Here is a 23,728-nt window from a genome sequence, read left to right on the forward strand (position 1 = left end):
TAATTTCATCATGACTGATTTTTACAACTTGATCCCGGGTGCAGCTGAAGGCCGCTTCGACGGCATCGAGCGGCCGTACACGCCGGCGGATGTCGAGCGGCTGCGCGGCTCGGTCCAGATCAAGTACACGCTCGCGGAGCAGGGGGCGAACCGCCTGTGGAAGCTCATTCACGAGGAAGATTTCGTCAACGCGCTGGGCGCCCTGTCGGGCAACCAGGCGATGCAGATGGTTCGCGCCGGCCTCAAGGCGATCTATCTCTCCGGCTGGCAGGTCGCTGCTGACGCCAACACCGCGTCGGCGATGTATCCGGACCAGTCGCTCTATCCGGCGAACGCGGCTCCTGAGCTGGCGAAGCGCATCAACCGCACCCTGCAGCGCGCAGACCAGATCGAGGTTTCGGAGGGCAAGGGCCTGTCGGTCGAGACCTGGTTCGCGCCAATCGTCGCCGACGCGGAGGCCGGCTTCGGCGGCCCGCTGAATGCCTTTGAGATCATGAAGGCCTTCATCGAGGCCGGTGCCGCTGGCGTTCACTTCGAGGACCAGCTGGCTTCGGAAAAGAAGTGCGGCCACCTCGGTGGCAAGGTGCTGATCCCGACCGCGGCGCACATCCGCAACCTCAACGCGGCGCGTCTTGCGGCTGATGTGATGGGTGTGCCGACGCTGATCATTGCGCGCACCGATGCGGAAGCGGCGAAGCTGCTGACCTCGGACATCGATGAGCGCGACCGTCCGTTCGTGGACTACGATGCCGGCCGCACGGTCGAAGGCTTCTACCAGGTGAAGAACGGTCTCGAGCCGTGCATCGCCCGCGCCATCGCCTACGCGCCGCACTGCGACATGATCTGGATGGAGACCGGCAAGCCGGATCTCGAGCAGGCGCGCAAGTTCGCCGAGGCCGTGCACAAGGTGCATCCGGGCAAGAAGCTCGCCTACAACTGCTCGCCGTCGTTCAACTGGAAGAAGAACCTCGACGACGCGACGATCGCCAAGTTCCAGCGGGAGCTGGGCGCGATGGGCTACAAGTTCCAGTTCATCACGCTCGCCGGCTTCCACCAGCTGAACTATGGCATGTTCGAGCTGGCCAAGGGCTACAAGGAGCGCCAGATGGCGGCCTACTCCGAACTGCAGGAAGCCGAGTTCGCGGCCGAGGCCTATGGCTACACCGCGACCAAGCACCAGCGCGAGGTTGGCACCGGCTACTTCGACGCCGTTTCGCTCGCCATCACCGGCGGTCAGTCCTCGACCACGGCGATGAAGGAATCCACCGAACACGAACAGTTCCGCCCGGCGGCGGAGTAACAAGCTCCAGGAAGGAGAGCATCATGAACACGACACCCAGGACACGCGTCAGGGAAAGGGCGGAGGAACAGGCCTCGGCCATGAACGAGGACCAGCAGGTGGTCATCCGCATGGTGGCAAACGACCTCCATCGCCTGAACCAGTCGGTGATGAAGGCGGTGGAAGCCGGGGTGTCCGTCGAGCTGGTGCGCTCCGCCCGTCATCACAGCGGCGAAGGCAACTGGGGAGATCTTCTGATCCCGGTGATCGTAACCCAATCGCGCAACGCGGCCTGAAAACGGCCTGTGCACATGCGTCCCGGCACCATTGCCGGCAGGTAGGGTATGAGGAGCACCCAAGGAGCGGCATGTCATCCATGCTGCTCTTGCCTGTTTATTGTTAAGTAATGTTCATATTCGCAAATACGAACGGTTGACTTTACGTCACCCGTGAAAACAATGCCGCCATTCCGTCTGAGTAGAATCCCAATCACGACTTCAGAAGAAGTGGTGGCAGTCTCATGCCGAACCAAAACATGGCCGGTTCCGATATAAAGGAACCGCGTTTTCCTCTGCCAGATACGAAGCTCGCGCTTATCGTCGGGTCTTCGCGGGTAAATCAGATCGTCGTCGCCAAGATCGCCGAGCGCGCGGGTCTGAAAGTACTGAGCGAATCACCTGACAAGGCGCGGCTTGTTCTTCCGGCAAAGGAGCCAGGCTTCGTCATAATTGACGCCGGTCAAGACGAAAAGGAATGGGAGCATCTTCTGACCCCGCTGGCCGAACGCCGGCGCGAGCGAGCACAAAAGCTTCCCTATGTGATCATCCTCTGCACCTCGCCGCACTGTCCGCGCGCCGCGGACAATGACACCATCTTCGACGCCGTCGTGGTGAAGCCGATCACGCCCGAACGCCTGCAGCCCGTCATCGAGAGCCTCCTCGTCCGCATTTCCGACTAAGCGGGCGAGTGGCCCGCAGCAGGGAATTTTCGGCCCCGTCGCGTGTGCCAATCCGCCGGTCGCTTTTGGACCACCAAGGCGACCGTGGAACTCGCTAGCGATCGTCCCGATAGTTCTCGATCCGGGCCCCTCCGATGACCAGCGTAGTCTCCCCGACACCGGCGCCTGCCACTCAGGATGAGCGGCTGGGGTTCGTCCTCGTCTTCCTTTCGGCGTTGTGCTGGAGCTTCGGCGGCACGGTGGCTCGCTTCATCGAGACGGGTGACTCCTGGACCGTGATCTTCTGGCGCTCTTTCTGGGCTGCTTCCTTCCTGTTCGGCTTCATGGTCTGGCGCGACGGTCTGCGCGGCACGCTCAGCCTGTTTCGCGGCATGGGGCTCGTCGGCGTCGCGGTGGCGGCGTGCCTTGCCGTCTGCACTTCCTCGTTCGTGGTGGCGCTTGGCCATACCACGGTCGCCAACATCCTTCTCATCCAGGCTGGCACACCGCTGGTTGCCGCGCTGCTCTCGTTCATTTTCCTTGGCGAGCGTATCTCGCTTTCGACCTGGATCGCGATCTTCGCCGTGATCTTCGGCGTTGGCGTCATGGTATCGGACTCGCTCGGCTCCGACACTTCGCTGATCGGCAACGGGCTTGCGGTCCTGATCGTCATCATGTTCGCCATCGTGACCGTGCTGACGCGCCGCTTCTCCAACGTGCGCATGACCCCGGCGATGTGCCTCGGAACGGCGCTGGCGGGCGCGTTTGCAGCGAGCCAGGCGTCAGGACTTGCGGTATCCGGCCAGGACATGGGCTTCCTGTTCGCCTTCGGCGCGGTGACGCTTGGCCTCGGCCTTGCCCTGTTCGCCACGGGCGCGCGCATGATCGCTGCCTCCTATGCCGCGCTGCTTGGCACCTTCGAGACGCTGCTTGGTCCCGTGTGGGTCTGGCTGGTCCATGGCGAGGTGCCGGCGACGCGCACGCTGATCGGCGGCGCGATCGTGCTCGGCGCACTCATGTCGCATATCCTGCTTCAGTTCGCGCGAATGTCTCGTCCGCAACGTCCCGGCGTAACCGGTATTGCGGGGCCGAAGTAGCAAAGGTTTGCCCCGTTGACAGCCGCAAGACGCACGGGCACCCTGCTATAATCGGCAACAACGATACAGGTTTATCTTGCGAGAAACTTTAGCTGGGGCTCCTGGAAGCGGGAGTCTGAAACTTGCGGAAATAGAGAGAAAAGCCCCTGAACTAGAAAATACCAAAACCGTCGATCCCGGCGGCTCAAGCGGTCCGGGTATGTGCGAACATGAGCACGAATATCACGCCTTCATGCAGGAACATCCTGACCTTGAGGCGGTAGAATTTCTGCTCGTTGACCCGAACGGGGTCATGCGGGGGAAATGGGCGCCCGCAGACGCGCTCAAGAAGGCCTTCCGGGAGGGCGTTAATTTCCCGATGTCGCTGCATGGCCTCGACGTCTGGGGCCGCGAAGTTACCGAAACAGGGCTTCATATCGAGACTGGCGACCAGGACGGCTACTGCCGTGCCACGCGAGACACCCTCGCCATCGTTCCCTGGGCCAAGCGCAAGACTGCTCAGGTCCTTCTCCAGACCTTCACGCCCGAGGGCGAGCCGTTCCTGGCCGACCCGCGCCAGGTGCTCAAGAAGAAGGTTGCCGAGGTGAACGCCAAGGGTTTTTACCCGGTCGTCGCCTTCGAGCTCGAATTTTATCTCCTCGATCCGGAAACCGACTGGGACGACGGCATGCCGGCGCCGGTGGGCGCGATGGCAGGCCCGGACCGGTTGCGCATGTACGGCCTCGACGATCTCGCCGAGCATGCCGACCTGTTCGAGATGATCCGCGACGCGGCCCAGGCGCAAAAACTGCCGATCGACACGATCATCAAGGAGGCGGCTCCCGGCCAGTTCGAGGTCAATCTCAAGCACCGCGCCGATCCGCTCAAGGCGGCCGATGACGTCATCCTGCTGCGCCGCATCGTGATGGGCTGCGCCCGCGCGCATGGGCTGACCGCGACGTTCATGGCGAAGCCTTTCCTGGAATATGCCGGTAACGGCATGCATGTGCACGCTTCGATCCTCGATGCCGAAGGCAAGAACATCTTCGCCGGCAAGGAAGGGCGCCCCGTGCTGGAGTCGGCGGTTGCCGGGCTCCTCAAGACCATGCCGGAGTCGCTGCTTCTCTTCATCAACACGTGGAACGGCTTCCGCCGCATCACCCCCGGCTCGTATGCGCCGACCCGTGCAGTCTGGGCCGAGAACAACCGGTCGGTCGCGCTGCGCATTCCAGTGTCGAACGACGAGAACCGGCGTGTCGAGCACCGCATCGCCGGTGCGGATGCCAACCCCTATCTCGTCATGGCCGCGGTCATCCAGGGCATGATCGAAGGCATCGAGAACAAGCAGGTCCCGCCGCCGCCGATCCAGGGCAATGCCTATGACGACGAAGGCCTGCATCTGCCCGACGACATGGACGAAGCGCTTCAGCTGATGGAGAAGGGAGACTTTGCCGAACGGGCTCTCGGGCCGCTGCTAGCCAAGGTGTACAAGGACCTTAAGCGTGCGGAAATCATGGCATTTTGGGGCGAAATCACTCCGCTGGAACGAACAACTTATCTTTGAAGTTGAATGACGTTTTTCCCGCTTGTCGCACTGCAAAAACGTCAATAGGCTTTCCACAAAATGCAGCGGGAGGGCAGGGTGTCGGCCCGGGGCAAAAACACTTTTCAGAGGAGAACATCATGATCCGCAAAGCGCTGTTGCTTTCGTCGGCTGCACTCGCCGCTGTGGCTTTTTCGGCGGCAGCTCAGGCACAGGACCGCGTCGTCAACGTCTACAACTGGTCCGACTACATCGACGATTCCATCATCAGCGAGTTCCAGGAGAAGACCGGCATCCGCGTCGTCTACGACGTGTTCGATTCCAACGAGCTTCTGGAAACCAAGCTTCTGTCGGGCGGCTCGGGCTATGACGTCGTCGTGCCGACCGGCAACTTCCTCTCGCGCCAGATTCAGGCGGGCGTGTTCCAGAAGCTGCAGAAGGACAAGCTGCCGAACCTCAAGCACATGTGGGACTTCGTCAGCCAGCAGACCGACAAGTACGATCCGGGCGGCGACTACTCGATCAACTACATGTGGGGCACGATCGGTCTGGGCTACAACGTCCAGAAGATGACCGAGATCATGGGCACCGACAAGATCGACTCGTGGGACGTCCTCTTCAAGCCGGAGAACGCGGCGAAGTTCGCCGACTGCGGCGTCTACATGCTGGATTCCCCGAGCGACATGGTGCCGATCGTGCTGCAGTATCTCGGCATCGATCCGAACAGCCATGAGGCCGAGGACCTGGCCAAGGCCGAGGAAGTGCTGCTGTCGATCCGTCCGCACATCCGCAAGTTCCACTCGTCGGAATACATCAACGCGCTCGCCAATGGCGACATCTGCCTGGCCGTCGGCTGGTCGGGTGACGTGCTGCAGGCGCGCGACCGTGCCGCCGAGGCCGACCAGGGCGTGACCGTCGCCTATGTGGCGCCGAAGGAAGGAACCCAGATGTGGTTCGACCAGATGGCGATCCCGGCCGACGCGCCGCACATCGAGGAAGCGCACGAGTTCCTGAACTTCATCATGGAGCCGGAAGTCATCGCCAAGGCGACCAACTACGTCTACTTCGCGAACGGCAACCTCGCCTCGCAGGAATTCATCGACGAGGAAGTCCTCGAAGACACGGCGATCTATCCGGACGACGAGGCGAAGAAGACGCTCTTCACGCACCTGCCGTATGACAGCCGCACGCAGCGTCTGGTGACGCGCCTGTGGACCAAGGTCGTCACCGGCCAGTAAGCAACATAGCGCGGCGCCGGCACAAGCTGCCGGCGCTGCCTTGCCAGCGCAATGATCGGGACGGGGAACCTCGACAATGAAATCGCTTGGTAGCATCCGCAGGAGCTTCGCACCCTGGAATGATCCACAGGCGCGGCCCTACATCTCGTTCCAGAATGTGACCAAGCGTTTTGGCGACTTCACCGCGGTCAACGACCTGTCGCTGGACATCTACGAACGCGAGTTCTTTGCGCTGCTCGGCGCGTCCGGCTGCGGCAAGTCCACGCTGCTGCGCATGCTGGCCGGCTTCGAGACGCCGACTTCGGGTCGCATCCTGCTCGACGGCCAGGACCTTGCCGGCATTCCACCCTACAAGCGGCCGGTCAACATGATGTTCCAGTCCTATGCGCTTTTCCCGCATATGACCGTGGAAGCCAATATCGCCTTCGGCCTCAAGCAGGACGGCATGCCGAAGGCTCAGATTGCCGAACGTGTCGCCGAAATGCTCAAGCTCGTCCGGCTCGAGCAGTTCGCCAAGCGCAAGCCACATCAGCTGTCGGGCGGCCAGCGCCAGCGCGTCGCGCTTGCCCGCTCGGTCGCCAAGCGCCCGAAGGTGCTGCTCCTCGACGAACCCCTCGGCGCGCTCGACAAGAAGCTGCGCGAGGCAACCCAGTTCGAACTCATGGACCTGCAGCAGGATCTGGGCCTTACCTTCGTCGTCGTCACGCACGACCAGGAGGAGGCCATGACCATGGCCGACCGCATCGCCATCATGGACAAGGGCAAGGTGATGCAGGTCGCAACGCCCGCCGAAATCTACGAAGCGCCGAGCTCGCGCTTCGTCGCCGATTTCGTCGGCAGCGTGAACATGCTGGAAGGAACCGTCACCAGCCGCAACGGCAACAGCGTCGTCATCAAGGGTAACAGCGGCGCGCAGATTTCGGTCGAGAACGCCGGCGACGCCGCCCCCGGCGCGGACGTCGCGTTTGCGATCCGTCCGGAAAAGATCAGGGTCACGTCCAAGCGGCCGGAGACCGCCGCCAACGCGATGGAAGGCGAGGTCTGGGATATCGCCTATCTCGGCGACATGACGGTCTACCACATCAAGCTCGGCGACGGTCAGGTCGTGAAGGCGAGCGCGCTTAACAGCGCCCGCGTCAGCGAGGACCCGCTGACCTGGTCCGATCGGGCATGGATTTCCTTCGCGCCGGATGCCGGCGTGGTTCTGACCCGCTAGCCTGGAGTAGATGACATGTCCCAGGCGAGCGCAGTGACCCGACCGGCGAGCGAGGCAAGTGCTTCGCACGGGCCGGGCGGAATCGTCCTGTCGGCTATCCTCAGCCGGCTGGTGATCGTCGTCCCCTATCTCTGGCTGCTGGTCTTCTTCCTCGCGCCCTTCGCGATCGTCTTCAAGATTTCGCTGTCGGAGACGGCGATCTCCATGCCGCCGTATTTCCCGGTGTTCAGCTGGGAGGACGGGCTTTCGGGTTTCTGGGAGAACGTGAAGGAGCTGTCCTTCGCCAACTATCTGTGGCTGGTTGACGATCCGCTCTACTTCAACGCCTACATCTCCAGCGTCGTCATCGCCGCGATCTCGACCTTCCTTGCGTTATTGGTCGGCTATCCGATGGCCTATGCTATGGCGCGCGCGCCGAGCTCGATCCGCATGGTGCTGCTGATGCTGGTCATCCTGCCGTTCTGGACGAGCTTCCTGATCCGCGTCTACGCCTGGATCGGCATCCTCAAGCCGGAGGGCCTCCTCAACCAGTTCCTGATGTGGGCCGGCGTCATCGACTCGCCGCTGCAGATCATGAACACGCACACGGCGATCTACATCGGCATCGTCTATTCGTACCTGCCGTTCATGGTGCTGCCGCTCTACGCTACGCTCGAGAAGATGGACTTCTCGCTGATCGAGGCGGCGCAGGACCTCGGCTGTCCGCCGATCTCCGCCTTCTGGAAGATCACTTTCCCGCTGTCGCTGCCGGGCGTCGTCGCGGGCTGCCTGCTGGTGTTCATCCCGGCTGTCGGCGAGTTCGTCATCCCCGACCTACTCGGCGGCTCGCAGACGCTGATGATCGGCAAGACGCTGTGGAACGAGTTCTTCGGCAACCGCGACTGGCCCGTGGCATCGGCGGTGGCGGTGGTCCTGCTTTTGATCCTGGTGGTGCCAATGATGTTCTTCCAGCGTGCCCAGGCGCGTTCTCAGGAACAGGAGCGCTGACATGCAGGGCAAGCTCAGCCGCTTCAACATCACCGCGCTCGTCCTCGGCTTTGCCTTCCTTTACCTGCCGATCGTGCTGCTGGTGATCTATTCGTTCAACGACTCCAAGCTGGTCACGGTCTGGGGAGGGTTCTCGACGAGGTGGTACGCCTCGCTGCTGTCGAACCACCTTCTGCTGGATGCGGCATGGGTTACGGCGCGCGTCGCCTTCATCTCGGCGACGGTTGCCACGGTGCTCGGCACGCTCGCGGCCCTTGCGCTCGTGCGCTACACACGCTTCCGCGGCCGTTTCCTGTTCTCCGGCATGGTATTCGCGCCGCTGGTGATGCCGGAGGTGATCACCGGCCTGTCGCTGCTGCTGCTGTTCGTGGCAGTCGGCCTCGATCGCGGGTTCCTGACCATCGTTCTCGCGCACATCACATTCACCATGTGCTTCGTGGCGGTGGTGGTGCAGTCGCGCCTGATGAGCTTCGACCGTTCGCTCGAGGAAGCGGCGATGGACCTTGGCGCCACGCCGTTCAGGACCTTCATCCATGTCACGCTGCCGGTGATCCTGCCTGCGGTCGTTTCCGGCTGGATGCTGGCCTTCACCCTGTCGCTCGACGACCTGGTGATCGCGAGCTTCACCTCGGGTCCAGGCGCAACCACGCTGCCGATGCGCATCTACAGCCAGGTCCGCCTCGGCGTGACGCCGGAAATCAATGCGGTCTGCACGCTGCTGATCGGGGTGGTGACGATCGGCGTGCTGGCGGCGGCGATCGTCAACAAGCGGCGCGACATCCAGCGCCAGCGCGACGAGCAGGCGGCGGCGCAGGCAAACTAGGCCTGCGCTCTACTGCTGCTGTTCTGCCTGCGGTTGTGGCCGGGCCTCTTCCTGCTGCTCAGAGGGAACGACCGGCGCGACATAAGGCGAATCCCAAGCCCCACCGATGAAGAACGGCAGCTCGGCAAGGCCGCGCGTGCCGTCCGGCAGGATCGGCTCGAGCTTGCCTGAGATTGCAAGCGCGCGCCCGAAATAGGGGATGATGCCAGTAAAGGAGAAGACGCGCTGGTCGTCGAGGAAGACGTCCGCCTTCTCGATCCGCGCAACGCCACCGGTCACCTTGGCCTTGAAGTCGGCACCCTTGAGGGCGATGGGACCGCCCGCCACTTCCGACAGCGCGAAGAAGCCGCCGGCCGCCCAGCGGTTGCGGAACTTGGCGAGGTCGAGGCCGCCGAGTGAGCCCTGGCCAAGGGTTGTGGTGACGGAGCCTTCCGCCGAGCCAAGCACGGCGTTCCAGTCATCTCCGGTGCCCTTGAGCATGACGGAAATATTGGTACGGCCCTGCGGCAGCAGCTTTTCTGCTCCCGCCGCCTTTGCAAGCTGCAGCGCCTCCACCTCGGTGGCTATCATTCGGATCTCGACTGTCTTCTTGTCGTCGGCCTTGTCGATGCGAAGGCCCGCCTGCAACTCGCCGCCGAAGCCGTTGGCGTGCGACAGGTCGAGCGCCATCAGCGGCCCCTTGACCTGCGTCGAGGCGGCGACGTCGGTGAGCTCGGCGTTGCCGAGCGTGGCCGTTGCCGCAGACAGCCGCAGGTCGAGGGCCATCTGGTGGGCGATGCCGGTCTCAAGCGGTTGCGACAGGCTGCCCCTGCCGGTTGCGATGGAGGTGAAGCCGGCGAGGTAGGTGCGAAGGTCCAGCTTGTCGAAGGCGAGCGTGCCGGAGATCGCGGGAACGGGATCGGCAAAGGCGATGTCGATGACACCGGTGCCGTTATTGCCGCCGAAGTTGAGCGCCACAGATTCAAGACGCACGCGCTGGGCGTTGCCCCGGATGTTGCTGGTCAGCGTAACCGGGCCGATGGTGCCGCTCGGCGTGATCGGTATCTGCGCCCAATCAAGCATGCGCCGCAGCGCTGGCGTGTTGATCTGCCCGTTGCCTTCGAAGAAGCGCTCGCCGCTGAAGTTGACCTTGCCCTCGAACGAGGCTTCGACCAGCGCAGATTTGAGCGACGCTGTCACGTCGCCGCTGCCGCCGCCCATCAAGATCAGCGGCGTCGCCGCCGACGCTTCGACATTGACGGATTCCCCCCGCCAGACGCCGTTCGCGGTGACGCGCAGCGTGCGGTTGAGCGCCGGCCAGGTGATCTTGCCGCTGAGGTTCGTCAGGCTCTCGACACTGTCGCCGTCAACTAGGGCGATCCTGCCGTCAGAGAATTCCACGGTGCCGAAGGCGTCAGAGGGGAGGGAGGTGACATCCGGGTTCTTCGGATCCGCGGTGATCAGCCGTTTGGCCGCCTGGATCGCCTGAACAATGCGGCCGCCGCCGGGGGAAGCGGGGAGCTCCAGTGAGGTCTCGGTACGCGTAAGCCGCAGCGACGGGCGGTACATCGAGATCGCGGACATCTCGATGCGCCCGCGTACCGCCGCAAGCGGCGACAGCGACACGACGAGCCGGTCAGCTTCGAGGACCGCCTGCGATTCGCCCGACCATTCGTGGAACGAGACGTCGCGCAGGGTCGCGCGGAAGGCAGGCCACACCTCAAGCTGCGGCGCCTCGCCGAGCGCGACGCGATAACCGCTCCAGAGGGAGAGCTCATAGGCGATGCGGTCGCGCACGATCTGTGTCGACGCGATCCATGGCAGGATAGTCACGAATAGCAACGCGAGCAGAAGGAGCAGTGCGAGCGCAGCGATACCCTTCTTGACCGTAGACAAGCCCATCCGACCTCGCATTCACCCTGAGCGTGGAGCGTATTACGCCCTTTCGTTCCCACCTATAGGCAATTTCAACCTTTTGTGGCCCCGAGGTGGCGTTTTCCAACAGGACATCTGCCGGTCGGGTGCTTGCGTAGTCCGTTCGGCCTGTGCTTAGTCCGACGCGACATGCATTTGGAGGAAGGCATATGTCGCAAGCATCCCCGCTCTGGAGTCCGTCACCCGAGGCTATCGCAAGCGCCGCGATCAGCCATTTTGCAAGGCGGGCAGAACAGCTAAGCGGCACGAAGCTGGACAGCTACCGGGCCCTCCACGACTGGTCGATCAACGAGCGCGAGGCCTTCTGGTCGCTCATTTGGGATTATTGCGGCATCGTCGGCGAGCGTGGCGAGCGGGTGCTGGTCGACGGCGACAAGATGCCGGGCGCAAAGTTCTTCCCCGACGCGAAGCTGAACTTCGCGGAAAACCTCTTGAAGAAGAGCGGCAGCGCGGAGGCGATCGTCTTCCGCGGTGAGGACAAGGTTGAACGCGTACTGTCGTGGGACGAGCTGCGCGCGCTGGTCTCGCGCATGCAGCAGCTGTTCCGCGCTCATGGGGTCAAGGCGGGCGACCGCATCGCGGCGATGATGCCGAACATGCCGGAGACGGTTGCGGGCATGCTGGCGGCTGCATCGCTGGGGGCGATCTGGTCGTCCTGTTCGCCCGACTTTGGCGAGCAGGGTGTGCTTGACCGCTTCGGCCAGATCGAGCCGGTGCTGTTCATTGCGCCCGATGGCTACTGGTATGCCGGCAAACGCATCGAAGTCGGCGCCAAGATTGCGGCGGTGCTCGACAAGCTGCCGACGGCGCGCGCGGCATTTGTCGTCGACTATCTGGGAGAGGCGGCAAGCGTTGCTGCGAAAATCGACAAGGCCGAGGCGCTTGAGGCGGCGCTTGCACCTTATCAGCCTGCGGAACTTACCTTCGAGCGGCTGCCGTTCAGCCACCCGCTTTACATCCTGTTTTCGTCGGGTACGACCGGCGTGCCGAAGTGCATCGTCCATTCGGCCGGCGGCACGCTGCTGCAGCATGTGAAGGAGCACCGGCTGCACGCCGGGATTCGCGACGGCGACCGCTTCTTCTACTTCACCACCTGCGGCTGGATGATGTGGAACTGGCTGGTCACCGGCCTTGCCTCCGGCGCGACGCTGCTGCTCTACGACGGTTCGCCTTTCCATCCGGATGGCAATGTCATCTTCGACTACGCCCGCGACTGGAAGATGACCTACTTCGGCACCTCGGCGAAGTTCATTGACAGCGTACGTAAGGCGGGCCTGCGCCCGATCGACACGCACGACCTTTCGTCGGTTCGCGTCATCTCGTCGACGGGCTCGCCGCTTGCGCCCGAGTGCTTCCGCTTTGTTTACGAAGGCATCAAGGAAGACGTGCATATTGCCTCGATCTCGGGCGGCACCGACATCGTCTCCTGCTTCGTGCTCGGCGTGCCAACGCTGCCCGTGTGGATCGGCGAGATCCAGGGGCCGGGCCTCGGCATGGCGGTGGACGTGTGGAATGACGACGGCAAGCCGGTGCGCCTGGAGAAGGGCGAGCTCGTTTGCACGAAGGCGTTCCCGTCGATGCCGGTGATGTTCTGGAACGACCCGGAGGGGAAAAAGTACCGGTCGGCCTACTTCGAGCGCTTCGACAATGTCTGGTGCCATGGCGACTTCGCCGAATGGACCGAGCACGACGGCATGATCATCCATGGACGCTCGGACGCGACGCTCAATCCGGGCGGTGTGCGCATCGGAACGGCGGAAATCTACAACCAGGTCGAGCAGCTCGACGAGGTCCTCGAGGCGATCTGCATCGGTCAGGACTGGGAGGGCGACGTGCGCGTCGTCCTGTTCGTGCGGCTGGCGCCGGGCGTGACGCTCGATGCGGCACTCGAGCAGAAGATCCGCACGAAAATCCGCACCGGGGCGAGCCCCCGCCACGTGCCGGCGAAGATCGTTACCGTCGCCGACATTCCTCGCACCAAGTCCGGCAAGATCACTGAGCTGGCGGTACGTGACGTCGTTCACGGCCGCGAAGTGAAGAACAAGGAGGCGCTGGCAAATCCCGAGGCGCTGGAGCTTTTCCGCGACCTGCCGGAACTGCAGAACTAAGGGTTAACGGTTCCTTGCCCCGGAATTTACCTAGATTTCAGGGAGACTATCGATCGGTAAAACTGTCAGGACCCCGGCAAGGATTTGTTAACTCCGGCGGCCCGATAGTCGCACACAACTTGAGGGACATTGTTGTCCGTCGCTCCGGCGAAGGGTCGCTCAAGCCCTTGTGTGACAGCCTTTCTGAGAAAACTTTTCAGGCGCTCCTTCGGGAGCGCTTTTTTTTATTGCTTAGCGGGTTAAGCAAGTAGTTCTGGTAGCAGAATGGGCCGTTCCGAATAAAACTTGAACTTCTCGCTCATCTAATGTACCGGTCTTTCAGGGCATCTAAAGGAGAGGATGGTTGTCCCGCCGTGATGCTCCCAATGTCATCTGTTCAACCTTGAACTGGAGCATGAGCATGAGGAGCCTTATCGCAGGTTTTATTGCGCTGGCGCTAAGTATTCCGGCTGCTGTACAGGCGCAGGAACTGACGATCTATTCCGGTCGCGGCGAGGCGCTGATCGGCCCTGTCATCAAGAAGTTCGAGGAAGATACCGGCATCAAGGCCAACGTCCGCTATGCCGGCACGGCCGAGCTCGCGACGCTTCTGCAGGAAGAGGGCGATCAGTCGCCGGCCGACGTGTTCTGGGCGCAGGATGGCGGCGCGCTTGGTGCCATTGCCCCGCTGTTTGCTGACCTTCCGCCCGAGATGAGCCAGGGCGTGGCCGAGGCCTTCAGGAACGTCAACAACAAGTGGGTTCCGACCAGCGGCCGCTCGCGCGTGCTCGTCTACTCGAAGGAGCGCGTGCAAGAGGCCGATCTCCCGGCCTCGATCGATGACCTGACCGACCCTAAGTACAAGGGCAAGGTTGCCTGGGCGCCGACCAATGGTTCGTTCCAGGCGTTCGTGACCGCCTACCGCGTCGCCCATGGCGATGATGCCGCCAAGAAGTGGCTCGAAGGCATGATCGCCAACGAGGCCAAGGTCTACAAGAACAACGGCGCGCAGATCGAGGGCATCGCCAATGGCGAAGTCGATTTCGGGCTGGTGAACAACTACTACCTTGGCCGCTACCTTGCGACGGATCCGGACTATCCGGTGGCGATGACGCACTTCAAGGCGGGTGACATCGGCAACCTTTTGAACGTCGCCGGTGCCGGCATCGTCAAGGCGAGCGACAACCAGGAGAACGCGAAGAAATTCCTCGAATATCTCCTGTCGCCGGTCGCGCAGCAGTACATCACGCTGCAGGGCAACGAGTATCCGGTGATCCCGGGCCTCATCGTCAACACGACGCTGGAATCCTTCGCGACCGTGCAGGAAATCAGCCCCAAGATCGACATCGACCAGATCAGCGACCTTGAAGGAACGCTGGCTCTGCTGCGTGAAGTAGGCCTGCTCTGACAACCATGCTTGCATCCTTGCGGGCGTCGCAGAAGCGGCGCCCGCATCTGTTTCTGCTGGTCCCTGCCGTGATTGTAGCAGCGGGGATGCTTTTGCCCTTCGTCTACCTCGTTGCCCGCTCACTCGAGGCCGACGCCGCGACGCTTGCCGAGATTGTCTTCCGCGAGCGCAATCTGCTTCTCCTGCGCAACACGCTGGCGCTCACGCTCGGCGTCCTGTTGGCGACCACCTTCATCGCGCTTCCGCTTGCCTGGCTCGTCGTGCGCAGCGACCTGAAGTTCAAGAAGTTCCACGCCATCATGGGCGTGCTGCCGCTGGCGGTGCCCGGCTACGTCATGGCCTATGCGCTCATCGGCCTGTCGGGCTACTATGGCTTTGCGAGCCACTTCTTCGGCATCCGCCTGCCGCGCCCGGAGGGCCTGACGGGCTCGGTGCTGGCGCTGTCCCTCTACACCTTTCCTTATCTGTTTCTGAACCTGCGCGCCTCGCTGCTCGGTCTCGACCCGGGCCTGGAGGAAACCGCGCGCAGCCTCGGCCGCACGCCGTGGCAGACCTTCTTCGCGGTGGTCGTGCCGCACCTTGTGCCAGCGCTGCTTTCCGGCTGGCTGGTCATCGGCCTCTATGTCCTCGGCGACTTCGGTGTCATCGCGCTGATGCGCTACGAGGTGTTCAGCTACGCCATCTACACGCAGTATTCCGGCGCCTTCGACCGTGTCTATGCGGCCTGGCTGTCACTGATGCTGATGGCGGTGACGCTCTCCTTCATCATGATCGAGGCGAGGCTGCGTGGCCGTCGCTATGTCCGCACCGGCAAGGGCGCGGCGCGACAGGCTGCACCGATTCCCCTCGGCCGGGCGCGACCGCTGGTCTGGCTGTTCCTCACTTCAGTCTACATTGCCTCGATCGGCCTGCCGCTGATGGTGCTGAGCTACTGGATCTGGCGCGCCGGCCCGCTCGTCGACCCGGTCGAGGTCGCGACCGCCTTCTACCGGACCGCGCTGGTCGCCGTGCCGGCGGCACTGATTGCAATCTCGCTCGCGGTGCCGGTGGTGTACCTCACCGTCCGCTTCCCGTCGGCAGCCTCCTCCGCGCTCGACCGGCTGGTCTATCTCGGCTACGCGGTCCCGCCGCTCGCCTTTGCGCTGTCGATGGCGTTCTTCGCGCTGCGCGCCGCACCCTGGCTCTACCAGACCGCGACGCTGCTGATCTTTGCCTATGTGATGACGTTTCTTGCGCTCGCGATCGGCCCGGTGCGCAGCCGCCTGCTGCAGATCGGCCCGCGCTATGAGGAGGTGTCGCGCTCGCTGGGCCACGGCCCCTTCGCGTCCTTCATGCTGACGACCTTCCCGCTGCTGCGCACCTCGATGCTGTCCGGCGCGCTGCTGGTCTTCATCATGATCGTGAAGGAACTGCCGATCACCTTCCTGCTCGCGCCGATCGGCTACAGCACGCTGGCGACGACCGTGTTCTCCCGCACGTCGGAAGGCATGATGGCGGAGGCGGCTCCGCACGCGCTGATGATCGTGCTGTTCTCCAGCCTGTTCGTAGGGCTGATCCTGCGCCACGAAGGCCGCAGATAGGCTCACTATTCTGCGAGGACGCGGGTCGACGGGAAGACGACTTCCACCATCGTGCCTTCGCCCGGCGTCGAGGTGATCGAGAACCGGGCGCGGTTGGCTTCCACCATGGCCTTCGTCAGCGGCAGCCCGAGGCCGGTCCCGTCGCGGCGGCCGCGCTTGAGCGCATTGATCTGCTTGAACGGCTTCAGCGCCTGGTCGATCTCGGCGAGCGTCATGCCGATGCCGGTGTCGCGCACCCGCATCACCACATCGCCCGACGGCTCGTAGGAGGTGGAGACGATCACCTGGCCGCCCGCCTGCGTGTAGCGGATCGCGTTGGACAGAAGGTTCAGCGCGATCTGGCGCACGCTGCGCAGGTCCGCCACCACTTCCGGCAGGTTCGAGGCGAGCGAGGAGCGGATGATGACGCGCTCGCGATTGGCCTGCGGCTGCATCATCGCCACCGTCTCGGCGAGCGAGTCGTTCAGAGACACTGCCTCGTAGTGCATCTCCTGCTCGCCTGCCTCGATCTTGGAGATGTCGAGGAGGTCGTTGACGAGGTCGAGCACGTGATTGCCCGAGCGGTTGATGTCGCGCAGGTAGTCGCGGTAGCGGTCGGAGCCGATCGGCCCGAACTTTTCGTCCATCATCAGCTCGGAGAAGCCGATGATGGCGTTCAGCGGCGTGCGGATCTCGTGGCTGACGCGCGCGAGGAATTCCGTCTTCTGCGACGAGGCGCGCTCGGCCTGAGCCCGGGCCTGCGTCAGCTGCTCCTCGGCGCGCTTCCACTGGGTGATGTCGCGCAGAACCGCGCAGTAGCCGCTGTCTTCCGGCAGCTTGCCGATGGTCATGAACAGCGGGATGAACCGGCCCTGCGCCTCGCGGCCAATCACCTCGCGCCCGTCATTGAGGATGCTGGCAACGCCGTTGCCGTAGAGGCCGGCGAGGTAGTCCTGCGCCGCCTTGCGGCTTTCGATGGCAAACAGCGTGTGGAATGGCTTGCCTTCCACCTGCGCGCTGTCGAAGCCGAACAGGGCCTCGGCCGGCTTCGAGATCGAGCGGATGGTGGCGTCCGGATTGATGAGCACGACGCCGTCGGTGGCCGTGTCGATGATGGTGCGCAGCATAGCGACATCGCGGTCGATGTCTTCCTGCAGCAGTTCCGCCGTGCGCACCGGCTCGGGCTGCTGCACGATCACCTGTTCCGGCTCCTTGCGGCGCAGCGACAAAAGCAGCGCCGAGCGGCCGTACCAGCGCACCGACTGCAGGTGCGCGTCGACGGGGATTTCCTCGCCGCCGAGGGTGCGAACGGTGACGCGACCGGCGTGGCCCTCGCGCTCCTCGCCATTGCAATCGACGAACAGCCGGTCGAGCCCGCCCTCGCGACGGATCTGGTCGAGGCTGGCGTAGCCCGTCAGCGACAGGAACTCGCGGTTGGCGAAATAGAGCTCGTCGCCGGCGTGGATCAGCAGCGGGATCGGCAGCCCGGCGATCAGCTCGGGATCGACGCTCGGACGTCCGCCACTGCGGGCGAAGGCTGAGGGCATCAGGCCCTGAAGCGTTGGTGGCGTCGGCGTCTCGGCCTCAACAGGTTGCGGCCGAACTGGCTCGAGCGCTGGCTGGGCCGGTTCCTCGGCTCTTACGGTTTCGGCTGGCTCTTCGGCGTTCTCGGCCTCGACTGGCTCGTCTGCATGTTCTGGCGACTGAGGCTCCTCAGTGACCTCCGCGTCGGAGCCGCCGTCCATTTCGGTCACGTGATTGACGGGCTCGGTGTGCTCTTCCTGCGGCGCGGAAGTCTCAAGCCGGATTTCCTCGGGAAGCTCGGCGATCGCCCCGGCCTCTGGTTCCTCAGCCGAAGCCTCAGCTTCTTTCGCGGCCTCCTGCTCAGCCTTTTTCTCGGCCTCGCTGGCAAGAAAATCCTGCTGCAGCCGCGCGCGGATTTCCTCAAACGCCGAGCGGTCAGAGGGCGACAGACGGCGTTCATGCCGCTGCTGCGAGCGGTGCTCGGCGAGGCGGATCACCTTGTTGTCGTTGGTCTTCCCAACCGGCGGTGCCGCTGTTTCTTCAGGCGCAGCGTCGGCCGTAACCGCAGGCTGCTCCGATTCGGCCGGCGGCTCCTCCTCGGCTGTTTGCGGGACCTCGAACGCCGGGGGGCGAAGTTTCAGGCCGCGCGCTGCCGGATCCTCCACGGCATCGCCGATACGCACGACGCCAAACCCGCGAAAGCCTTCGAACACCCGGTCGCGGTTGTAGACCGGCAGTGCGGCGAGATCGACGGGTGCGGCGCGGTCAGTGCCGGCAATTGGCCACAGCACCGTGCGGCCCGACCAGGTATCGCGCCGCTGCAAGAGCTTGATGATCTCGCCCGACGGGTCCAGCGCCAGCTGTTCGGACACTTCCCCGAACGGGCGGCCGATCACGTTCGCCGCCTCGGGGCCGACTGCCTGCACGAACTCATCGGATATAGAGCTGAACGCGTCGTTCGCGTCCGTGCGCCAGACGAAGCGGACCGGGTCCGGCTTTGCCGGGGCAGGGGCGGGCGAAGAACTGACGGTGTCGTCCGCTTCAGCGTCCGGTTCCGCTCCCTGCTTGTCGCCGGCAAAGTACCAGTCGTCGGGTTCGCCGGGGGCCGCAGCTTCCAAACGCGGCGCTTCCGGAGCCGGTGCAGCCTCTGCAACGAGATCGGGAAGGTCGGCATCGGAAGGGAGGGGAAGATCGTCCGCCGGCTCTGATTCGGAAACCGGCTCGACCGGCGCGGCTGCCGCTTCCTGCGCGGGGGCGGGGATCTCCGCCTCCGTCTCCACCGGCGTCTGTGCCGTGATCAACAGGTGAGTCGCCGGCTCGTCGGTGAGGCGGGCAAGACCCGCCGGAATCATCCCGCCCCTAGCTGGGATGAGACGCTTGACCAGCCGGTCGCGCTCCTGCGCGACGTCGGCGACCAGCGTCTCCAGCGTCGCGGGTGAAATACCGAGCTCGCCGAAGCCGGGGGACGAGGCTGACAGCCTGCCGGATGCATCCAGCATCGCGGCGAAATAGCCGGCCTCGCCAAAACCCTGGATCGCCCGCGCAGCCGCTTCCGATTCGTCGAGCGAGGTGCTGACCTTGGCGGGCTCCGCCAGCAGGATCACCGGTGTTCCGTCAGGAAGGGTGATGCCGCTTGCAAGGAAGGGCACGAGCCGGCTGCCGGTGCCGCTGGCAAGGCGCACGGCAACAGGCCGGTTGCGGCCGATTCGCGGGAAGCCGGGCGTTGCCTCGATCTGCCGACGTGCGGCGAGAGTGAGACCGGGCGAAGCGCCCATCACCGTTTCGATGTCGGGGTAGCCGAGCAGCGCGGCGCCGGGGCCATTGGCCCAGATCACCTCCTCAAGGTCGATCGACAGAATCGCCAGCGCATCGCCCGCAGCAAAGCGCGCCCGTACATCTTCCAGGACGGCGATGTCGATAAACGAGACTGCACCAGACGCCATTCACGAACCTGAACTGCTCGGGCCGCAGGGCCCCGACACTTAACTGATTGTTAATAAAGGGCCCAAGCCCCAACGTCCAGAAAACGCGCTGTTGTGCGCCTTCAATTCTCGCGTGTTGGTTAACGCAGGCGAGGTTGTTGCTTTGTGCGTCGCAACATCATTGTTGCAATGCAGCAAAGAATGTCCTATATAGCATTCAACATGTTCTGCGGCGCCTATCCTGCTGTTGACACAGAGAGTTTGAAGGACAGAGCTATGAATAAAGCCACTGCCAATACCGCCGAGACTATCGAATTCCCGACCTTTGATGCCGCCAGGACCACGGAACAGTTCCGTGCCTTCACCGAGCAGAGCGTCGAACAGTCGAAGGAAGCCTACGCCAAGTTCAAGTCCGGCGTCGAGACCGCACAGAAGGCCTTCGAATCGACCTTCGAGACCGCCCGTAACGCCGGCACCGAGATTTCGCTGAAGTCGATTGCTGCCGCCCGCGCCAACACCGAGGCCGGTTTCTCGCATCTCGAGGCGCTGGCGAAGGCCCGCACGTTCTCGGAAGTGATCGAGCTGCAGACTTCGTACTTCCGCAAGGCGGCCGAATCGGTTGCCGAGCAGGCCAAGGAGTTCCAGTCGCTGACCCAGAAAGCCGCGGCGGACGTCTCCAAGCCAATGAAGGACGCTTTCGACACCACCCTGGCGGAACTTAAGTTCGCCTGAGGCATTAGTTCGACAAGTTCCCTGCGAGACGGATCCTCCTCCCTCCCGATCGCAGGATAGAAGGCCGGCTCCTCCTCCCGCCGGTCTCTCACAGAGAAAGGCCGGGTCCTCCTCCCCCCGGCCTTTTTCTATTTCTCTACAAACTTCGTGCGGAACGGGCTTGAAATCTGATCCGATAGCCCGTAATAGCCAGCCAGCCCGTGAGGCTGCCGTGTGCGGTTGTAGCTCAGCTGGTTAGAGCGCCGGATTGTGGATCCGGAGGTCGCTGGTTCGATCCCAGCCAACCGTACCATCTCTTCCCCCGGACATTCAGTTTTCCAAGGCATTTCCTGCCTTTGGTCGTTCGCGTCCCACCTCCGTGGTGATCCCGCCGTGGAGCGGAAGGGCAAGGCGAGGAACATTAGGCGGCGCTAGTCTGTTCGGTGCTCCCAGGATGAAAGGGCTCCGACATGAAACTTTTTAAGACGATGACGCTCGCAGCTGCGCTCACGGCTTTGCCAATGGGCATGGCGATGGCCGACTGTGTCGATCCAACCACCAGCGCCAGCACCTCAGACCAGCCGAAGACGGCACCGGTCGCCAAGGACGGCTCGACCGCGCCGCTCGAAACCGAGGCAACCAGCAACTCCACCACGACCGCAAATCCGCCCGCTCAGGAAGAATCGGCCCAGAAGGACGGCGGCACCATGCCGTTGGCCTCTCAAGAAGGTGGCGGCAACACCGACATCGCCACCTCGCAGCAGGACGTGGAAGCGCAGCAGGAAGGCGAGGAAACCGCGGCAGCCAAGGCCGCAGATCAGGCCGAGAACTGCCCGGATAAGGGATAGCTCCGCCTAGAACAGCGAACCCTGCTCGCCACCTGGCGCTTTTGCGGCGGGTTTTACCTTCGGCTTTGGGGGCTGGCCGCCGCCGGAGGCGATGACCGCGACCTTGCCGTCGCAGAATTCGAGCGCCAGCTCGTCGCCGCGCGAAACATTCGCGGCGCGGCGGACGAGTTCGCCGGAAGGGGTTGTCACCAGCGCAAAGCCACGGTCGAGGATCGACTGGTAGGAAACGCTGCGCAGCAGGCGTCCGGCCTGTTCAAGCCGGCGGCGGCGTTCGCGCAGCTGGACTTCGATGGGTTCGATGCGCAGTCGCAGCGATGCGCGATGCAGGCGCTCGGCAGAGCGTTCCAGACGGCGCTCGAGGCAGGCGTCGCCCCGGCGCGTCAGCAGGGAAAGCGACTGTGCGTGCTGGGAAAGTCGTCGTGACAGCGCTGCCGGCGAAACCCGGGCCGCGTCGCGGTCAAAGCGGCGACGCGCTTCCCGAACGCGGCGGTCGAGGATAGCCGGTGAAAGCCGCAGGCCGCGCAGCTGCAGACGCTTGGCCTCGGTGTTCGCGACAAGTGCGCGTTCCAGCCGGCTCGACGCTTCGTCGAAGCGGCGGCGCGGCAGAGCAAGCAACTGGTCGGGCGAGGGCAGGGCGCGCGCGGCAGCGCGCAGGGATTGCCGCTTGCGGTCGGTGCAGCGGGAGATCGCGCCTTTGAGACGCGCCGCAAGGCTCGCCACCGTAGCTTCGAGTTCTGCTTTCACCGGGACCGCAAGCTCGGCCGCACCCGTCGGTGTCGGTGCACGCACATCGGCAGCGTGGTCGATCAGGGTCCAGTCGGTTTCGTGACCCACCGCGGAAATAACGGGGATGGCAGACGCAGCGACTGCCCGCACCACCGCCTCATCATTGAAACCCCAAAGATCCTCAAGGCTGCCGCCGCCGCGCGCCACGATCAGCACGTCGGGGCGCGGGATCGGCCCGTTCGGGTCGAGCGCGTTGAAGCCGGCAACAGCCGCGGAGACTTCCGCGCCGGTCGTCTCGCCCTGCACGGGCACCGGCCAGACGATGACGTGCAGCGGGAAGCGGTCGGAGATGCGGTGGATGATGTCGCGGATGACGGCGCCCGTCGGCGAGGTCACCACGCCGACGACCATCGGCATGAATGGCAGCCGCCGCTTGCGGGTGTCGTCGAACAGGCCCTCGGCGGCAAGCTTGCGGCGGCGCTCTTCGATGAGCGCCATCAGCGCGCCGGCGCCGGCGGGCTCGAGGCTTTCAATGACGATCTGGTATTTTGAAGAGCCCGGATAGGTGGTCAGCTTGCCGTGAGCGATGACCTCCATGCCCTCTTCGGGCCGAAATTTCAGGCGGGCGAAGCTGCCCTTCCAGATCACCGCCTCAAGGCGGGCACGCTCGTCCTTCAGCGCAAAATAGGCGTGGCCCGATGAGTGTGGGCCGCGATAGCCGGAGATTTCGCCGCGGACCCGTACATTGCCAAACGTGTCCTCGACGGTGCGCTTCAGCGCGCCGGAGATCTCGCTGACCGTGTATTCGGCAGCGTTGGTCGGCGAATCGTTGCCGGGGAAGAAATCGCTCATCCGCTGATTGGGCAGAGCGGGGCACGTGAGGTCAAGTCACCATCCCGGCAATATGTGGCTGGGGCGCAGGCGTTTTCCCCGGCCATAGGTAACGCCGGCGAAGTCGAACTGGCCTGCCTCGTCGACCTGCGGCAGCGAGATGTTGTCGAGGCTTTCGGCGATGTGGCGCGCAAGCGCGTCGACCAGCTCCGGCTGGCTGGTGTGGCCGCGCATGATGCCGATGCGCACGTCGGGCAGCTGGCCGAAGCCGTCTGCCTCGCCAAGCACGCGCATGCCGGGACGGAGCGCGCATTCCGGCAGCACCGAGACCGCCTGGCCGGACAGCACGGCGGCGATGATGACCGTCGCCGACCAGCTGGTGAAGAGGATGCGGTAGTCGCGCCCCATCGCGTCGAGCATGTCGCAGGCAGCGCGACGCCACATGCAGGTGGTGCGCCCGACCGCGATGGGCAGAACCTCTTCCTTATGGATCGAATGGTTCGCCGAGGTGACCCACAGCAGCGGCTCGCGCCGGACGACCTCGGACGTGCCGCGGTCGTTGTCATGCGTCACTATGGCGATGTCGAGCTGGCCGCGCCGGATCTGCTCCTGCAGGTTGATCGTCGGCTCGCAGGTCACCGAAAGTTCGACGCGAGGATTGGAGCGGGCAAATCTCGCCATGATCTCGGGGAGGAACCGGTCGGCATAGTCGTCCGGCGTGCCGATGCGGATGCTGCCCTCCAGGCTGGTGTCATCGAAGGCGGCAAGGATTTCGCGGTTGAGGCGCAAAAGGCGTCGCGCATAGGTCAGCAGACGCTCGCCTTCTTCGGTAAGACGGTTGGTGCGTCCCTCCTTGACGAAGAGGTCCTTGCCGATCCGCTCCTCGAGCCGGCGCATCTGCATCGAGACGGCCGACTGGGTGCGGTGAACCTCTTCCGCAGCTTTGGTGAAGCTGCCGGAGTCGGCAATGGCGACGAATGTCTGCAACTGGTCGAGGTCGAGCGGCGCGGGCATTTGAGCAATCCATCAAAAATGCTGACCCCAAACATTAAAAACATTCGTTGGATTAATCAATGCGCCTGTGCGATCCATAATTCGC

General features: G+C 63.8%; 18 protein-coding genes and 1 tRNA gene. 15 read left to right on the forward strand and 4 right to left on the reverse strand.

The window, feature by feature from the left end; genetic code table 11:
- The first annotated feature begins 10 nt into the window (after positions 1 to 10).
- The 9 genes from aceA (at position 11) to L630_RS0112595 (ending at position 9,099) form a co-directional block, all read left to right on the forward strand.
- Positions 11 to 1,300: an isocitrate lyase gene (gene aceA / locus L630_RS0112555; protein WP_024848604.1), complete on the forward strand. Its 1,290-nt coding sequence runs from the start codon at positions 11 to 13 to the stop codon at positions 1,298 to 1,300.
- Positions 1,301 to 1,323: 23 nt separating this feature from the next.
- On the forward strand, positions 1,324 to 1,575 hold the full coding sequence (locus L630_RS0112560) for a hypothetical protein (protein ID WP_024848605.1): 252 nt from the start codon (positions 1,324 to 1,326) through the stop codon (positions 1,573 to 1,575).
- 224 nt (positions 1,576 to 1,799) lie between these two features.
- Positions 1,800 to 2,237 carry a hypothetical protein gene (locus L630_RS0112565; protein WP_024848606.1) on the forward strand — a complete coding sequence of 146 codons (438 nt, stop codon included), beginning with the start codon at positions 1,800 to 1,802 and terminating at the stop codon, positions 2,235 to 2,237.
- 134 nt (positions 2,238 to 2,371) lie between these two features.
- Positions 2,372 to 3,313: a DMT family transporter gene (locus L630_RS0112570; RefSeq protein ID WP_024848607.1), complete on the forward strand. Its 942-nt coding sequence runs from the start codon at positions 2,372 to 2,374 to the stop codon at positions 3,311 to 3,313.
- Positions 3,314 to 3,512: 199 nt separating this feature from the next.
- Entirely contained in the window at positions 3,513 to 4,856 is a 1,344-nt protein-coding gene (locus tag L630_RS0112575) for a glutamine synthetase family protein (protein ID WP_024848608.1), read from the forward strand.
- A 119-nt stretch (positions 4,857 to 4,975) separates the two neighbouring features.
- Positions 4,976 to 6,073 (forward strand): polyamine ABC transporter substrate-binding protein, encoded by a 1,098-nt coding sequence (locus L630_RS0112580; protein WP_024848609.1) that lies wholly within the window; start codon positions 4,976 to 4,978, stop codon positions 6,071 to 6,073.
- Between the two features lie 76 nt (positions 6,074 to 6,149).
- Positions 6,150 to 7,289: an ABC transporter ATP-binding protein gene (locus L630_RS0112585; protein WP_024848610.1), complete on the forward strand. Its 1,140-nt coding sequence runs from the start codon at positions 6,150 to 6,152 to the stop codon at positions 7,287 to 7,289.
- A gap of 15 nt (positions 7,290 to 7,304) precedes the next feature.
- Positions 7,305 to 8,276: an ABC transporter permease subunit gene (locus tag L630_RS0112590; protein WP_024848611.1), complete on the forward strand. Its 972-nt coding sequence runs from the start codon at positions 7,305 to 7,307 to the stop codon at positions 8,274 to 8,276.
- Position 8,277: 1 nt separating this feature from the next.
- Positions 8,278 to 9,099, forward strand: coding sequence for an ABC transporter permease subunit (locus L630_RS0112595; protein ID WP_024848612.1), 822 nt, complete (start codon positions 8,278 to 8,280; stop codon positions 9,097 to 9,099).
- Positions 9,100 to 9,108: 9 nt separating this feature from the next.
- Here L630_RS0112595 and L630_RS0112600 read toward each other — a convergent pair whose 3' ends face one another.
- Positions 9,109 to 10,974 (reverse strand): AsmA family protein, encoded by a 1,866-nt coding sequence (locus tag L630_RS0112600; RefSeq protein ID WP_198019547.1) that lies wholly within the window; start codon positions 10,972 to 10,974, stop codon positions 9,109 to 9,111.
- Positions 10,975 to 11,162: 188 nt separating this feature from the next.
- On the opposite strand from L630_RS0112600, the gene L630_RS0112605 reads away from it, so the two are divergent.
- From L630_RS0112605 to L630_RS0112615, 3 genes are all read left to right on the forward strand, one after another.
- A complete protein-coding gene (locus L630_RS0112605) occupies positions 11,163 to 13,121 on the forward strand; it encodes an acetoacetate--CoA ligase (protein ID WP_024848614.1) in 1,959 nt (652 codons plus the stop codon).
- A gap of 400 nt (positions 13,122 to 13,521) precedes the next feature.
- Positions 13,522 to 14,508: an iron ABC transporter substrate-binding protein gene (locus L630_RS0112610; protein WP_024848615.1), complete on the forward strand. Its 987-nt coding sequence runs from the start codon at positions 13,522 to 13,524 to the stop codon at positions 14,506 to 14,508.
- Between the two features lie 86 nt (positions 14,509 to 14,594).
- Complete coding sequence (locus L630_RS0112615; RefSeq protein ID WP_245263726.1) at positions 14,595 to 16,088, forward strand: iron ABC transporter permease; 1,494 nt, start codon at positions 14,595 to 14,597, stop codon at positions 16,086 to 16,088.
- 5 nt (positions 16,089 to 16,093) lie between these two features.
- Here L630_RS0112615 and L630_RS0112620 read toward each other — a convergent pair whose 3' ends face one another.
- The gene (locus L630_RS0112620) at positions 16,094 to 19,534 is read right to left on the reverse strand and encodes a histidine kinase dimerization/phospho-acceptor domain-containing protein (RefSeq protein ID WP_024848617.1); all 3,441 of its coding nucleotides are present in this window, start codon (positions 19,532 to 19,534) and stop codon (positions 16,094 to 16,096) included.
- 255 nt (positions 19,535 to 19,789) lie between these two features.
- On the opposite strand from L630_RS0112620, the gene L630_RS0112625 reads away from it, so the two are divergent.
- The 3 genes from L630_RS0112625 (at position 19,790) to L630_RS0112635 (ending at position 21,072) form a co-directional block, all read left to right on the forward strand.
- Positions 19,790 to 20,245: a phasin gene (locus tag L630_RS0112625; RefSeq protein WP_024848618.1), complete on the forward strand. Its 456-nt coding sequence runs from the start codon at positions 19,790 to 19,792 to the stop codon at positions 20,243 to 20,245.
- 215 nt (positions 20,246 to 20,460) lie between these two features.
- Positions 20,461 to 20,537: transfer RNA gene (locus L630_RS0112630), tRNA-His, on the forward strand.
- A 157-nt stretch (positions 20,538 to 20,694) separates the two neighbouring features.
- Positions 20,695 to 21,072, forward strand: a complete 378-nt coding sequence (locus tag L630_RS0112635; RefSeq protein WP_024848619.1) for a hypothetical protein — start codon at positions 20,695 to 20,697, stop codon at positions 21,070 to 21,072.
- A gap of 6 nt (positions 21,073 to 21,078) precedes the next feature.
- Here L630_RS0112635 and xseA read toward each other — a convergent pair whose 3' ends face one another.
- Together xseA and L630_RS0112645 are read right to left on the reverse strand one after the other, a co-directional pair.
- The gene (xseA, locus tag L630_RS0112640) at positions 21,079 to 22,650 is read right to left on the reverse strand and encodes an exodeoxyribonuclease VII large subunit (protein ID WP_024848620.1); all 1,572 of its coding nucleotides are present in this window, start codon (positions 22,648 to 22,650) and stop codon (positions 21,079 to 21,081) included.
- Positions 22,651 to 22,686: 36 nt separating this feature from the next.
- Positions 22,687 to 23,643 carry a LysR substrate-binding domain-containing protein gene (locus L630_RS0112645; protein ID WP_024848621.1) on the reverse strand — a complete coding sequence of 319 codons (957 nt, stop codon included), beginning with the start codon at positions 23,641 to 23,643 and terminating at the stop codon, positions 22,687 to 22,689.
- Between the last annotated feature and the right edge of the window lie 85 nt (positions 23,644 to 23,728).

This window comes from Aminobacter sp. J41, from assembly GCF_000526635.1.
Classification (GTDB): domain Bacteria; phylum Pseudomonadota; class Alphaproteobacteria; order Rhizobiales; family Rhizobiaceae; genus Aerobium.

Excerpts from the sequence above, each read along its gene's own strand:
- aceA (WP_024848604.1), top strand. The coding sequence starts at position 11 with ATGACTGATTTTTACAACTTGATCCCGGGTGCAGCTGAAGGCCGCTTC.
- L630_RS0112560 (WP_024848605.1), top strand. The coding sequence starts at position 1,324 with ATGAACACGACACCCAGGACACGCGTCAGGGAAAGGGCGGAGGAACAG.
- L630_RS0112565 (WP_024848606.1), top strand. The coding sequence starts at position 1,800 with ATGCCGAACCAAAACATGGCCGGTTCCGATATAAAGGAACCGCGTTTT.
- L630_RS0112570 (WP_024848607.1), top strand. The coding sequence starts at position 2,372 with ATGACCAGCGTAGTCTCCCCGACACCGGCGCCTGCCACTCAGGATGAG.
- L630_RS0112575 (WP_024848608.1), top strand. The coding sequence starts at position 3,513 with ATGTGCGAACATGAGCACGAATATCACGCCTTCATGCAGGAACATCCT.
- L630_RS0112580 (WP_024848609.1), top strand. The coding sequence starts at position 4,976 with ATGATCCGCAAAGCGCTGTTGCTTTCGTCGGCTGCACTCGCCGCTGTG.
- L630_RS0112585 (WP_024848610.1), top strand. The coding sequence starts at position 6,150 with ATGAAATCGCTTGGTAGCATCCGCAGGAGCTTCGCACCCTGGAATGAT.
- L630_RS0112590 (WP_024848611.1), top strand. The coding sequence starts at position 7,305 with ATGTCCCAGGCGAGCGCAGTGACCCGACCGGCGAGCGAGGCAAGTGCT.
- L630_RS0112595 (WP_024848612.1), top strand. The coding sequence starts at position 8,278 with ATGCAGGGCAAGCTCAGCCGCTTCAACATCACCGCGCTCGTCCTCGGC.
- L630_RS0112605 (WP_024848614.1), top strand. The coding sequence starts at position 11,163 with ATGTCGCAAGCATCCCCGCTCTGGAGTCCGTCACCCGAGGCTATCGCA.
- L630_RS0112610 (WP_024848615.1), top strand. The coding sequence starts at position 13,522 with ATGAGGAGCCTTATCGCAGGTTTTATTGCGCTGGCGCTAAGTATTCCG.
- L630_RS0112615 (WP_245263726.1), top strand. The coding sequence starts at position 14,595 with ATGCTTTTGCCCTTCGTCTACCTCGTTGCCCGCTCACTCGAGGCCGAC.
- L630_RS0112620 (WP_024848617.1), bottom strand. The coding sequence starts at position 19,534 with ATGGCGTCTGGTGCAGTCTCGTTTATCGACATCGCCGTCCTGGAAGAT.
- L630_RS0112625 (WP_024848618.1), top strand. The coding sequence starts at position 19,790 with ATGAATAAAGCCACTGCCAATACCGCCGAGACTATCGAATTCCCGACC.
- L630_RS0112635 (WP_024848619.1), top strand. The coding sequence starts at position 20,695 with ATGAAACTTTTTAAGACGATGACGCTCGCAGCTGCGCTCACGGCTTTG.
- xseA (WP_024848620.1), bottom strand. The coding sequence starts at position 22,650 with ATGAGCGATTTCTTCCCCGGCAACGATTCGCCGACCAACGCTGCCGAA.
- L630_RS0112645 (WP_024848621.1), bottom strand. The coding sequence starts at position 23,643 with ATGCCCGCGCCGCTCGACCTCGACCAGTTGCAGACATTCGTCGCCATT.